This window comes from Streptomyces sp. NPDC058576, from assembly GCF_042718715.1.
Lineage (GTDB): Bacteria > Actinomycetota > Actinomycetes > Streptomycetales > Streptomycetaceae > Streptomyces.
In genome coordinates, this window is record NZ_JBHXPF010000018.1 from 32,971 (window position 1) to 46,290 (window position 13,320).

Annotated in this window: 10 protein-coding genes; 6 read left to right on the forward strand and 4 right to left on the reverse strand. The window is 72.8% G+C overall.

All coding sequences use genetic code 11. From position 1 onward, the window contains the following. Positions 1–265 precede the first annotated feature (265 nt). On the reverse strand, positions 266–1,375 hold the full coding sequence (locus ACFWRV_RS15420; RefSeq protein ID WP_384334011.1) for a threonine synthase: 1,110 nt from the start codon (positions 1,373–1,375) through the stop codon (positions 266–268). A gap of 241 nt (positions 1,376–1,616) precedes the next feature. On the opposite strand from ACFWRV_RS15420, the gene ACFWRV_RS15425 reads away from it, so the two are divergent. Continuing rightward, complete coding sequence (locus ACFWRV_RS15425) at positions 1,617–3,203, forward strand: S8 family serine peptidase (RefSeq protein ID WP_384334014.1); 1,587 nt, start codon at positions 1,617–1,619, stop codon at positions 3,201–3,203. Between the two features lie 117 nt (positions 3,204–3,320). Here ACFWRV_RS15425 and ACFWRV_RS15430 read toward each other — a convergent pair whose 3' ends face one another. Beyond that, complete coding sequence (locus tag ACFWRV_RS15430; protein WP_384334017.1) at positions 3,321–4,730, reverse strand: glycoside hydrolase family 18 protein; 1,410 nt, start codon at positions 4,728–4,730, stop codon at positions 3,321–3,323. 289 nt (positions 4,731–5,019) lie between these two features. Here ACFWRV_RS15430 and ACFWRV_RS15435 point away from each other — a divergent pair, with 289 nt between their 5' ends. The 5 genes from ACFWRV_RS15435 (at position 5,020) to ACFWRV_RS15455 (ending at position 10,222) form a co-directional block, all read left to right on the forward strand. Further along, positions 5,020–5,772, forward strand: coding sequence for a GntR family transcriptional regulator (locus ACFWRV_RS15435; protein WP_383262517.1), 753 nt, complete (start codon positions 5,020–5,022; stop codon positions 5,770–5,772). 264 nt (positions 5,773–6,036) lie between these two features. Beyond that, positions 6,037–6,237 (forward strand): SPOR domain-containing protein, encoded by a 201-nt coding sequence (locus tag ACFWRV_RS15440; protein ID WP_384334021.1) that lies wholly within the window; start codon positions 6,037–6,039, stop codon positions 6,235–6,237. 189 nt (positions 6,238–6,426) lie between these two features. Then, complete coding sequence (locus tag ACFWRV_RS15445; protein WP_384334024.1) at positions 6,427–6,831, forward strand: NUDIX domain-containing protein; 405 nt, start codon at positions 6,427–6,429, stop codon at positions 6,829–6,831. A gap of 150 nt (positions 6,832–6,981) precedes the next feature. Beyond that, positions 6,982–7,440 (forward strand): ATP-binding protein, encoded by a 459-nt coding sequence (locus tag ACFWRV_RS15450; protein ID WP_384334027.1) that lies wholly within the window; start codon positions 6,982–6,984, stop codon positions 7,438–7,440. A 214-nt stretch (positions 7,441–7,654) separates the two neighbouring features. Continuing rightward, positions 7,655–10,222, forward strand: a complete 2,568-nt coding sequence (locus tag ACFWRV_RS15455; RefSeq protein ID WP_384334213.1) for a SpoIIE family protein phosphatase — start codon at positions 7,655–7,657, stop codon at positions 10,220–10,222. Positions 10,223–10,241: 19 nt separating this feature from the next. Here ACFWRV_RS15455 and ACFWRV_RS15460 read toward each other — a convergent pair whose 3' ends face one another. Beyond that, entirely contained in the window at positions 10,242–10,955 is a 714-nt protein-coding gene (locus ACFWRV_RS15460; RefSeq protein WP_384334030.1) for a PspA/IM30 family protein, read from the reverse strand. A gap of 58 nt (positions 10,956–11,013) precedes the next feature. Beyond that, a complete protein-coding gene (locus tag ACFWRV_RS15465) occupies positions 11,014–13,119 on the reverse strand; it encodes a TPM domain-containing protein (protein WP_384334216.1) in 2,106 nt (701 codons plus the stop codon). Positions 13,120–13,320 lie beyond the last annotated feature (201 nt).

The window sequence follows — 13,320 nt, forward strand, 5'->3', positions numbered from 1 at the left end:
TCCCGGACCGCCTGCGGCCGCCGGGCCGCCGCCCCGGGCCGTCGCTTGCCTCGTATCTCGGGGTGCCGCCGGCCGCCTTCGGCCGCTCCGGGGCCGTCGCTTGCCTTGCCTCTCGGACCGCCTTCGGCCGCCGGGCGGCCACCTCGGGCCGCCCTTGACCGCCGGGCCGCCGCACCGCCTCGGCTCCGCCACCCGGGCCGCCTGCGGCCGCCGGGCCGCTGCCACGTCAGGCCGCCGCCGGGCCGCCCTCACCGCCCGGCCGCCCCTACCCCGCCATCCCCGACTTCAGCCCCGCCCCGCACAGCGGCACCACCACGCTGCCCGCCACAGCCTCGCCCCCTTCCCGTACCGCCGCCCAGCAGGCCACGCCCGTCGTCTCGACGTAGAAGCCGCGGGCCGCCAGGTCCCGCTGGGCCTCGCGGATGCGGGCCTCGGGCACCGTCAGGAACGTGCCGGCCGAGGCCCGTACCGCCGCCAGGATCTGCCGGGCGCGCGGCGGGCGGGGGATCGCGATGCCCTCCGCGAGCGTGGGGGCGGCCGGGCCGCCGGCGCCGGCCGGGAGCAGGTCGTCCGCGCCCGCGTGGAAGGCGGCGGCCAGCGGGGAGACCGCCTCGGCCTGGACGGCGATCAGGCGCGGGCGGGCCTCGATCAGGCCGAGCGCGTGCAGTTCTGCGGTGGCCAGGGCCGCGCCCAGCAGCAGGGTGCCGTTGCCGACCGGGACGGCCAGCGCGTCCGGCAGCCGGCCCCCGAGGTCCTCCCAGAGCTCGTACACGTACGTCTTCGTGCCGTGCAGGAAGTACGGGTTGAAGACGTGCGAGGCGTAGAAGACCCCCGGTTCGTCCGCCGCCGCCCGGGCGGCCAGGGCCGTCGCCTCCCGGCCGCCGGGTACGGCCACCAGGTGCGCGCCGTGGGCCCGGATCTGCTCGGTCTTCTTGGGCGAGGTGCCCTCGGGGACGTACACCGTGCACGCGAGCCCGGCCCGCGCGCAGTAGGCGGCGACCGACGTGCCCGCGTTTCCGGTGCTGTCCGCGACGACCCGGTCCGGGCCCAGCCGCCGGGCCAGCTCCGCGAGCATCACCGCGCCGCGGTCCTTGAAGGAGAGCGTCGGCATGAGGTAGTCGAGTTTCGCCGAGACGGTGTCCGTGAGCCCGACGAGCGGTGTGCGCCCCTCGCCCAGGGAGATCGCCGGGTCGGCGAGTGGCAGGAATTCCTTGTAACGCCACAATGAATCGGCCCGCCCGGAAAGCGCGTTCGGCGTGATGCCCCGGGCGGGGGTGAAGTCCAGGTCCCACGGTCCCCGGCAGACCGGGCAGCACCAGGTCAGGGCGGTGGTCTCGGACCGGGTCCCGTCCACCGGGCAGTGATAGGTCGTCATGTCCGCCAGGATGTCAGGCATATGGCAGGTGAATGGCGTGCGTATGGCGCACCCCAAGGCACCCTTGTGAGTTCGTCATGGATCGGTCAATCTTTCGCTGGCAGCAGGGCATGCCGCACACCGGACGACGCAGAAAGCGGGGCGTTCGGACGGCTGATTTGTCATGCCCCTGTCGGGAGCTGGCCGTTCGGCTCCGGTACCACCCCCCACCAGAGCACCGCCGATGAGGAGGACCCCTCACATGTCAGTGATGCGTCACACCCCCCACGCCCGTCGAAGACTCGCCGCGGCGACCGTCATAGCCACCGCAGCCGCCGTCGCACTCGGCACCGCGTCGCTCCCGGCGACCGCGGCCGAGCGCGCTCCCGAAGGCGTGATTCTGAACGCGGGCGCTCCGGGCACCATCAGCGACAGCTACATCGTCACGCTGAAGGACTCGGCCGCGAAGTCGGACTCCGCCCAGGGCAGGGCCCTCGCGAAGAAGTACGGTGCGAGCATCGAACGGACCTACCGCGCGGCCCTCAACGGCTACGCGGTCGAGGCGTCCGCCGCGGAGGCGAAGAAGTTCGCCGCCGACCCGGCCGTCGCGTCCGTCTCGCAGAACCGCACCTTCACGGTCTCCGCCACCCAGAACAACCCGCCCTCCTGGGGCCTCGACCGCATCGACCAGCGGAGCCTCCCGCTGGACCAGCGCTACACCTACCCCGACAAGGCCGGTGAGGGCGTCACCGCGTACGTCATCGACACCGGGGTGCGCATCAGCCACAGCGACTTCGGCGGCCGGGCCGCCAACGGCTACGACGCCATCGACAACGACAACGTCGCGCAGGACGGCCACGGCCACGGCACGCACGTGGCGGGGACCGTCGCGGGCACCGCCTACGGCGTCGCCAAGAAGGCGAAGGTCGTCGGCGTCCGGGTGCTGAACAACCAGGGCTCCGGGACCACCGCGCAGGTCGTCGCCGGCATCGACTGGGTGACGGCCAACGCCGTCAAGCCCGCCGTCGCCAACATGAGCCTCGGCGGTGGCGCCGACGCGGTCCTCGACGCGGCCGTCCAGCGGTCCATCGCCGCCGGCATCACCTACGCCGTCGCCGCGGGCAACGAGTCCACCAACGCGAACACCAAGTCCCCGGCGCGCGTCGCCGAGGCCATCACGGTCGGCTCGACGACCAACACCGACGCCCGCTCCAGCTTCTCCAACTTCGGCGCGGTCGTGGACATCTTCGCCCCGGGCTCCTCCATCGCCTCGGCGTGGAACACCAGCGACACCGCCACGAACACCATCTCCGGTACGTCGATGGCCAGCCCGCACGTCGCCGGCGCGGCCGCCATCTACCTCGCCGACAACCCGGGCTCGACCCCCGCCCAGGTCTCCGCGGGCCTCGTCGCGGCCTCCACCCCGGGCGTCGTGACCAACCCCGGCACCGGCTCGCCCAACCGCCTGCTGTACGTGGGCGCGGGCGGCACCACCCCGCCGCCCGGCAAGAAGTTCGAGAACACCACCGGCTACGCGATCAACGACAACGCCACGGTCGAGTCGCCGGTCACCGTCACCGGGATCACCGGCAACGCCCCGGCCGCGCTCCAGGTCCCGGTCAACATCTCCCACACCTACATCGGTGACCTGAGGATCGACCTGGTCGCGCCCGACGGTTCGGTCTACAACGTGAAGGCGTACGGCTCGGGCGGCAGCAGCGACAACGTGGTCACCACGTACACCGTCAACGCCTCCTCCGAGGTCGCCAACGGCACCTGGAAGCTCCGGGTCAGCGACAACGCGAACGCCGACACCGGCCGGATCAACAGCTGGGCGCTCCAGTTCTGACCGGTCCCGCCCCGGCGGTGCACCACCGAACACCGTGAGAAGGGCCGGGACGGTCGCGTCGTGCGACCGTCCCGGCCCCTTCGGCCGTTCGGCGGGATCTCGGCGATGCCGGTGGTGTCAGCGGCGGTTGAGCGCGCGGTCGACCGCGGTGAGAAGCTCGGCGTTCTCCGTGTCGCCGTCCAGCGACCAGAACATCGCCCCGCCGAGCCCCTTGTCCCGGATGTACGAGGCCTTGGCGCGCAGCACCTGCGGGTCGTCGTACGTCCACAGCGTCGTACCGTCGAACAGCCACGCGTGGCCGTTCTTCACATCACGGTGGACCTTGTACGTCCCCGCAGCGGCCAGCTTCTTGAGGACCTTGTAGTCCTCGTAGCCCGCCGCCCAGGTGGCCGGAGCCGGGGCCGTCGCCGGCTGCCCCAGGCCCGTACCGCCGCCGGTCACTCCGGTCCAGCCCTGGCCGTAGGTCGGCATGCCCATCACGATCTTGTGCTTGGGCGCGCCGCGCCGCACCCAGTCGCGCACGGTCCGGTCGACGCTGAAGTCGTTCCGCGCGTACAGGGCGGACTGCTGGGCCGTCTTCTTCTCGCCCGAGACGTGGTAGTCGTAGCCCTGGATGTTGACGAAGTCGAAGTCCTTCATGAGGCGCTTCACGTCGAAGCCCGCGTCGATGGCCTTCGGGTTGGCCGGGACGTACGCCGACAGGTCGTAGTGCTTGGGCTTCGGCTTGCCGTGCCCGTGGCCCTTCCCCTTCGCCGCCTTCTCCTCGGCCTTCGCCTCGCTCTTCGCGTGGGCGTCGAGCTGGCTGCGGAACTCGCTGATCAGGGCGGTGAAGTTCTTCTTGTCCTCCGGGCGGAAGACGGTGCCCTCGTTGGCGGGCGAGCCGGGCCACTCCCAGTCGACGTCGATGCCGTCGAAGAGGCCGGCCGCCGCGCCGTCGCCGCCGCGCGCCCCGTCCACCGGGAGGTTGCCCTTGATGTACAGGTCGACGCAGGAGGCGACGAGCGCCTTGCGGGAGGCCTCGGTGCGGACCGCGTCGGAGAAGTGGGTGGACCAGCTCCAGCCGCCCAGCGAGATCATGACCTTGAGGCCGGGGTGCTTGGCCTTCAGCTCGCGCAGCTGGTTGAAGTTGCCCGCGAGCGGCTGGGTGTCGGTGTCGGCGACGCCGTCCACCGAGTTCGCGGCGTCGAGCGGACGGGCGTAGTCCGCCCAGGCGTCGGCCTGGCCGGGGATGTTGCCGGTGAAGCACGTGCCCTCGGCGCTGACGTTGCCGAAGGCGTAGTTGATGTGGGTCAGCCTGGCCGCGGCCCCGCTGGTGTCCAGGTCCTTGACTTGGAAGTCGCGTCCGTAGACGCCCCATTGGGTGAAGTAGCCGATGCTCTTGTACGCCGGGCGGTGGTGGCCCTTGCCGCGGTCGCCGCCGTCGTTCCGGTCGGGGCCGGCGCTGGCGGTGGCCGCGGGTGCGACGCCTGCCAGCAGGGCCAGGGCGACGCCGGCGATGGTCATACGGGACAGGTTTCTTCGAGGCATGGGGCTCGTTCCTGTGCGTGATCCGGTGCGGAGGCAGAGCGGAAGGAAGGCGGAAGGAAAGTCGGGAGCCGTGCTGTGCACAGGAAGGTATTGGTCTGGACCAAAAATGGTCAAGAGCCCGGGAGTTGTCGGACTCGGCTGCCGCGTCGGTGGGCATGATGCGGGGGCCTGGGGGTATGCGTGAACCCCCACAAGATCATCACATTGGGTGAAACTCTGGCCCATGCTTGCGGTGCACAACCCACGGTTGTCAGGCTGTCGCAGACTGTCAACCTGTTGGGAGTGGCCTGTGACTTTCGGTGAGCAGCCCGCCTATCTGCGCGTGGCGAGCGATCTCAGGGAGAAGATCGTCAACGGCGCGCTGCCGCCCCATACCCGCCTGCCGTCGCAGGCCCGCATCCGGGAGGAGTACGGGGTCTCGGACACCGTCGCCCTGGAGGCGCGGAAGGTCCTGATGGCGGAGGGGCTGGTCGAGGGGCGCTCCGGCTCCGGCACGTATGTGCGCGAGCGCCCCGTGCCCCGCATGATCGCCCGCTCCGGCTACCGGCCGGACAAGGGGGCCAGTCCGTTCCGGCAGGAGCAGACGGCCGAGGGGGCGCGCGGGACCTGGGAGTCCCGCAGCGAGCAGGAGGGGGCGAGCCCCGAGGTCGCCGAGCGGCTGGGCATCGAGCCGGGTGACCGGGTGATGCGCACGCACTACGTCTTCCGGGAGGCGGGCGAGCCGATCATGCTCTCCACCTCCTGGGAGCCGCTCGCCGTCACGGGCCGGACGCCCGTGATGCTGCCGGAGGAGGGCCCGTTGGGCGGCTGCGGGGTGGTCGACCGGATGGCCGCGATCGACGTCGTCGTGGACAACGTCGCCGAGGAGGTGGGCGCGCGCCCGGGGCTGGCGGAGGAGCTCCTGGCGCTCGGCGGTGTGCCCGGCCATGTGGTCATCGTCATCGGGCGTACGTACTACGCCTCGGGCCGGGCCGTGGAGACGGCCGACGTGGTGGTGCCGGCGGACCGGTACCGCGTCGCGTACCACCTGCCGGTCAGATGAGGCCCGGATGACGTGGGGTGACGCCCCGTCGGGCCGGGGTGGTGGGGTGACGCTTCGTCGGGCCGGGTGAGGTGTGTCGGCCGGGGCGGTGGGGGCATGAGGGGCGCATTCTGCGGATGCGCCCCTTTCCTGATGGCCGGATGTGTATCTCTTTGTGCAAAGCCGCCTGCACTGAGTGAAGGTCAGGCGTACGCTCGGGCATATGCGTACTGCGGTTTCCTGGGGATCCTTAGAGACGTGCACGCCGGTGGGAAGAGGGGCGATATGCGGGGGAGCGACACGATGAGCGAGAGCGGCGCCGTCCTCCCTTGGCAGGTGATACGGCAGGACGACGGCGGCAACCGCTACCGCGTGGGCAGGTACGCCACGCAGGCCGAGGCGCAGAAGGTCGCCGACGGACTCGACGACCGCCACCGCCACCAGGTCTACCGGGTGGAGCGCGTGGGTCAGGGCGGCAGGCCCTGACGTGAAGGGCGGCCCCGTGGGGCCCTGGGAGGCCGTTCGGCCTCCCAGGGCCCCACGGGCCTTCCGGGAGCGCCTCCACGCCCGCGTACGCCCGTGTGCGCGCATCGGCCGCCCGGGCGGTAGGGTCCCGCCCGACCGGGGGCGCGGAAGCCGCCGGAGGTGCGGCGAGCGGGGCGGAGTGATGGCGGAGTGGCGTCGGTGCTGATCGACACGGTGGCGTGGGTGCGGATCGAGGGCGGCAGGATTCTCTGCGCGCGGCCCCGGGGCAAGGACGTCTTCTACATCCCGGGCGGCAAGCGCGAGGGGGCGGAGACCGATCTGCAGACCCTCCTGCGGGAGATCGAGGAGGAGCTGACGGTCGGCCTGATCCGGGAGACCGTCGTCCACGCCGGGACGTACGAGGCCCCCGTGGACGACCGGCCCGGCGCCGCCGTCGTGCGGATGAGCTGCTATTACGGCGACTATCGCGGCACGCTCGCCGCGAGCAGCGAGATCGAGGAGGTGGCGTGGTTCTCCTTCGCCGACCGGGCCCTCGTGCCGCCCGTGGACCAGTTGCTCTTCGATGACCTCAGGGCCGCGGGCGCGTTGAGCTGACCCCGGCCGTCGTGTGCGCGCATCATCGTGCGCACGCGTACGCCCGTCTGCACCAAACGCCCGGTTGCGCGGTAGTGAGCAATAAATGGTGGGTATGGGCTGTTTAGTCCCCATTTGCCAAGGGGGTGCGCCCGTGGTCGTCCCTGGGAAGTGATCGGCGTGATCGATACCGAAGGCGACTGCGCCGAGTGGACCTTCGCGGCGGAGCCCGGTTCCGTGCGCACCGCCCGGCACGCCGTCCGGGGCGCGCTGGGTTCCTGGGGGCTCGACGCGGCGGTGGGCGACCTGGCGGTCCTGCTCGTCAGTGAGCTGGTGACCAACTCCCTCCGGTACGCCTCCGGCCCCATCGGCGTACGCCTGGTCGTCACGCACCCCGACGGGGACCTTCCGCTCGACGGCCGCCTTCCCGCCGACCACCCTCCCGCACCCCCGGGCCTGCTGGTGGAAGTCTCCGATCCGCTTCCGGATCCACCCACCGAACGCAGTGCTGGACCCGACGACGAAGGGGGCCGCGGACTCCAGCTCGTGGCCTGTTCCGCACGTCGCTGGGGGACGCGCCGCGGAAAGAGTGGCAAGACCGTGTGGTTCGAGCTGGCTCTCCCTGGTTAGGAGAGTGGAGGGAAGCACAGCGATCACCAGAGGTCGGGCAGAACCTGGCTGAAAGGGACTGAGACCTTGCTGTGATCGTGAACGCCGTGTCGGTCGGGGCCGTAGTGCTGAATACTGCGGGCAGGACCGGTCCGGTGCGTGAGCTGGAGGGGACGGTCGCGTGAGCGAAATACCTGGGACAACGGGCGATGTGGTCGGGACGGCCGGCGATGTCGTGTGGCAGAGCAGCCCGCCCGGCTCGATCTACGACTACATCAGGGTCGCCTCCTTCTCGATCGGCCCCGACGGTCTGATCGAGCAGTGGAGCAGCCGGGCCGCCGGTCTGTTCGGCATGACCTCGACCGAGGCGATCGGCCGCGACCCGGTGGAGGCCTTCATGCCCGCCGAGCTGCGCTCGGACGGCCACCGGCGGGTCGGCGAGATCCTCGACGGCAAGGAGTGGACGGGACTCGTCCCGTTCCGGATGCCGGGCGAGGGCGGGGCGCACGGCGTCGCCGAGGTCTATGTGATGCCGAGTCTGACGGGCAGCGGGGAGCGGGCCGCGCTCTGCATCGTCGTCGACGTCCGGGCCCTGCGGCGCATCGAGACCGACCTCGCCGCGTCACAAGCCATATTCGGCCAATCTCCCTTCGGCTTCGTGCTGTTCGGTACGGACTTCGCCGTCGTCCGGGCCAACCAGCGCTTCGCCACGGTCTTCGGCGGCGTCGCCGAGGACCACCGGGGCCGCACGGTGGAGGACTATCTGCCGCGGGCCGAGGCCGACCGGCTGTCCGCCACCCTGAAACGGGTCCTGGAGACCGGGGAGTCGGTCACCGACCTCCAGCTCGTCGGCACCGCCCCCGGCGGCACCGAGCGCCGCCACTGGTCCATGAACCTCTACCGAGTGCACAGCGGCGCCGGCCGCCCCGTCGGGGTCGCCGGGCTCGCGACCGACGTCACCCGCCGGCACATCGCCGCCCGCGAGGCCGCCAGCGCCCGCCGCAACCTCGCCCTCCTCAACGAGGCCAGCGCCCGCATCGGCAATTCCCTGGACCTGGAGACCACCGCCCGCGAGCTCCTCGACGTGGCCGTCCCCGGCTTCTGCGACCTCGCCGCCGTCGACCTCTACCAGGGCCTCCTGACCGGTGAGGAGGCCGCGCCCGGCAGTTGGGCGCCCGCCCACCGCGAGTCCGCCGGAGGCTCGGCGGAGCTGCGCCGGGTGGCCCACGCCAGCGCCGTCGCCGACGCCCTGCCCACCGCGGTGGCGGGCAGCGGGCCGCCGGGCCCGGACGACCTGCCGCCCGCGCTCGGCTCCGTCCACCGCTTCCCGTTCGGCTCGCCCTGCGCCATGGCGCTGCGCTCCGGCCGGGTCGAGGACGTCCCCGGCGACGAGATGGGCTTCGTGCAGTCGACGCTCGCCGTGCCGATGGTCGCCCACGACACCGTCGTCGGCCTCGTCCAGTTCTCCCGTACGAAGGGCAGCGAGCCCTTCGGCGAGCGCGACCGGGCCCTGGCCACCGAACTGGCCGCCCGCGCCGCCGTCTGCATCGACAACGGCCGCCTCTACCGCCGCGAGCACGAACGCGCCCTGATCCTCCAGCGCAGCCTGCTGCCGCCCGGCGACCCCGAGGCCGCCGGACTCGACATCGCCTGCCGCTATCTGCCCGGCAACACCGCCACCGAGGTCGGCGGCGACTGGTTCGACGTGATCGAGCTGCCCGGCCACCGCACCGCCCTCGTCGTCGGCGACGTCATGGGCCGCGGCCTGCGCGCCGCCGTCGCCATGGGCGAACTGCGCACCGCCGTGCGGACCCTGGCCCTCCTCGACCTGGAGCCGGCCGAAGTGCTCTCCGCTCTCGACGAGGTCGCCCGCGGCCTCGGCTCCCCGAGCGCCGGCGAGCGCAGCGAGGGGCTCGGCGGCAGCGGGGGAGCGCAGTGGCCCTCCCGCGCCGCGCAGAAGTCCCGCGAGGCCGACCTCTCCGAGGTGTATCTCGCGACCTGCGTGTACGCGGTCTACGACCCGGTCACCCGACGCTGCACGTTCGCCAACGCCGGGCACCTCCCCCCGGCCGTCGTCGAGCCCGGCCTGCCCGCCCGGCTCATCGACGTACCGCCGGGCATGCCGCTGGGCGTCGGCGGTGAGCCGTTCGAGGAGGTCGAGGTCGAGCTCGCCGAGAACGCCCTGCTCACCCTCTACACCGACGGCCTGGTCGAGTCCCGGGACCAGCCTCTTGACGAGGGGCTGGAGGCGCTGCGGGCCGTCCTCACCGGCCCGCAGATGGAGCTGGAGGACGCCTGCGACCACGTCCTGACCACCCTGGACACCCGGCACGGCGAGGACGACATCGCCCTGCTGATGGCCCGCATCCAAGGGCTTCCCGCCGAGGCGGTCGGGGACTGGACGCTGCCGCGCGAACCCCGCTCGGTCGGGCGCGCCCGTGAGCTGGCCCGGAGCCAACTGCTCGCCTGGGACCTCGACGACCTGGTCGACACGACCGAACTCCTCGTCAGCGAACTGGTCACCAACGCCCTGCGCTACGGCGAGGGCGAGATCCGGCTCCGGCTGCTGCGCGACCGCACCCTGGTCTGCGAGGTGTGGGACGCCGGTCTCGTCCAGCCGCGCCGCCGCCGCGCCCGCGACACCGACGAGGGCGGCCGCGGGCTCCAGCTGGTCGGCCTGCTCAGCGCCGCCTGGGGCTCGCGACGCACCCCGCGCGGCAAGACCGTCTGGTTCGAACTGGCCCTGCCGGACGGGGCGCCGGCCGCCGAACTCTCCGTGGAGCAGCTGCTGAGCATGTACTGACCCCGGTGGCCCGAAGCGGTTACGAGCCCGTCTTCAGGGCCGCCAGCCGGGCCTCGACCTCTGCGCTGTCGCCCACGCTGTCCAGCTGCTCGAACTGGGCGTCCAGCGAGGAGGCGGCCAGCTCCTGCTTGCCCAGCGCCTTCGCCTCCTCGCGCCGCACCTTGTCCTCGAAGCGGCCCAGCTCGCTCGTCGGGTCGAGGACGTCGATGTTCTTCACGGCGTCCATCATCTGGTTCTGCGCCTGGGCCGACTTCGAACGCGCCACCAGCTCGTCCCGCTTGGCCTTCAGCTCGCCGAGCTTGACCTTCATCTGGTCGAGCCCCGTCTTCAGCTTGTCCACGACCTCCGACTGCGACGCGATGGTGGGCTCCGCCGTCTTCGCCTCCTGCTCCGACTGGAGCTGACGGCCGAGCGCCACCTTCGCCAGGTTGTCGAACTTGTCCGCCTCGGCGACCGACCCCGCCCCGCGCAGCTCGTCGGCCTTCCGGCTGGCCGCCAGCGCCTTGCCGCCCCACTCGGACGCCGTCTCGACGTCCTCCTTGTGGTCCTGCTCCATCAGCCGGAGGTTGCCGATGGTGGTCGCGACGGCCTGCTCGGCCTCCGCGATGTTGTTCGTGTAGTCCCGGATCAGCTGGTCCAGCATCTTCTGCGGGTCCTCGGCCTGGTCGAGGAGGGCGTTGATGTTGGCCTTCGCGAGCTGGGTGACGCGGCCGAGGATGGTCTGCTTGGTCATGGGATGGCTCCTTGGAAGTCGTGATCGCTGGTACGGGTGAACAGTGAGGACGGTTGGGTCAGAAGCGGCCGCCACCGCCCCGGCGGCCCCGGGTCCCGCCCCCGCCGAAACTGCCCGGCCCGCCGCCGAAGCCCCCGCCCCGGCCGCCGCCGAACCCCCCGCCGAACCCGCCCCCGTAACCCCCGCCCCGGCCGCCGCCACCGAACAGCCCGCCGAGGATGATGCCGCCGAGCACCGCCCCGCCCATGCCGCCGCCCCCGCCGCCCATTCCGCCCATCCCGCCCGGGCCCTGCGGGGAGCGGAAGCCGCGGACGTCCTGCTCGGCCAGGGCCGTCGCCTGCCCGGCCAGCGCGTCCGCCTGCCGTGCCTCGGCCAGCGCCCCCTGCGCGTCGGTGGCCGACAGCTCCCGGGCCCGCTCCCACCGGCGCTGTGCCTCGGCCAGCCGGGTACGGGCCTCGCTGCCGACCGCGCCCCGGTTGGTCGTGATGTAGTCGGCCGCAGCCCCGATCGCGGACCGGGCGGTGAGCATCGCCTGATCGAGGAGGGACCGGGCCTTCGCCTCGCCGCGCTCCTGGTCCCGGGCCCCCGCCAGCGCCTCGTCCAGGGCCGCGTCCGCCTCCTCCACCCGGCGCAGCGCGTCGATCGGGTCGTACGGTCCCGCGGCCATCGCGCCCCGGACGTCCGTGAGCACGGCCTCGGCGCGGGCGATCCGGCCGCGCAGATCGGCGGTCGACGCGCCCTCGGCGGTCCCTTCGAGCAGCCCGCCCGCATCCGCGAGGTCCGTATCCGTCTCGGTGAGCGCGGCGGGCAGCTTCTGCGCCGCCTCGGCCAGCTCCGCCGCCCGCCGCTCCACCGAGTCCAGCAGCGTGGCCGCCTGGCCCACCGCACCCTCGGCTCCCCGGATGTACACCGCGGCCCGGGAGTTCTCGCCGCCCTCGACCGCCGTACGGGCCTGCTCCACGGCCGAGCCCGCGAAGACGAGCCGGTCCTTCGCCTCCTCGACATCGGCCGACACGGGTGCGGCGGCGCCCTCCCCGTACCGCTCGCGCAGCGCCGCGACGCCCGACTCGGCCGCCGCGACCCGGCCGGTGAGGTCGCGGTGCGTGGCGTCCACGGTGGCCAGGGCCTCGGGAGCGGTACGTTCCAGGGCGCGCAGCCGGTCGAAGTCCTCGGAGACGGTGTCGAGGCCCTCGTTCGCGGTCGCGCACCGCCGCAGGATCTCCTCCAGCATCCGGCGGCGGGTCGCGTCGTCCTCGGGGAAGGCGTCGTCGAGCTGCTGGCGCAACCGGAACGACCGCGTCAGCTCGTCCTTCGCCCCTGCGACCGCCTCCGTGAACGGCTTCGCCGCCTCCTCGCCGAACTGGGCGGTGGCGAAGCCGAGTTCCTCCTCGCTCGTGCGCACCGCGTCGTCGGTGTCCACCAGCACCTGCTTCGCCTCCGCGTCCAGCTCCGGCAGCGGCGTCGGCGGCTCCGGCGCACCACTCGCCCCCGCGGTGCTCCCCCACCCGGTGGCGGCGGGGGTGGTGCGGGTCGTCGTGCGCCGTCTGCGCCGGGCGTACGCGTAGACGCCGACCGCGGCGACGCCGGCGAGGACGGCCACCGGCAGGATGAAGTCGCGTGCGCCGGTGAAGCCGGAGTCGCCCGTTCCGGGATCGGCGGGCCCCGGGGTGATCGCGGGGGCGGTCACGGGGCGTCCGGCCAGGACCGAGGCGTAGCCGTCGGCCGCGCCGATCGCGGCCCCCGCCCAGTCGTTCTCCCGCAGCGCGGGCTCGATCGCGGTCCCCGCCACGTCCCGCAGCTGTCCATCGGTGAGCCGTGCGTCCGCGTCGACGGAGTAGGCGTACTGCCGGTCGTGGGTGGCGACGGAGAGCAGCACGTCGTTCTGGCCCAGGCCGTTGCGGTCGGCGGTCTCGTCGCTCCAGGTCTGTCCGGACCGGCCGGAGAAGTCGCGTACGTACACCACGAAGAGCTGGACGCGCTGCTCGTCGTACAACCGGTCGAGCGCGTCCTCCACCTGCCCCGCCCGGTCGCCCAGCGCCCCGACCCGGTCGGTGATCTGCCCGTCCCGGGACAGCTCGACGGGGTCGTCGGCGCGGGCGGTCCCGGCGGCCGGGAGCACCAGCCAGCACACGGCGAGCAGCACGGCGGACAGTGCGGCGAGCAGTACGGCGGGCGGCGTGGCGAACGGCACGGCGGGCGGCGTGGCGGACAGGTCGGCGCGTCGGCCGGTGGTCCCTGGCAGTCGAGGAGACGTCACCTTTGCGAGGCTATGTGTGCTTTTTCGCCCCCGCGACCCGGCGTTCCGCCGAACCGCGCCCGCCGTCCGCAGGGGCGTTCCGCCGCCCCGCGTCGGCTGTTCGCATGA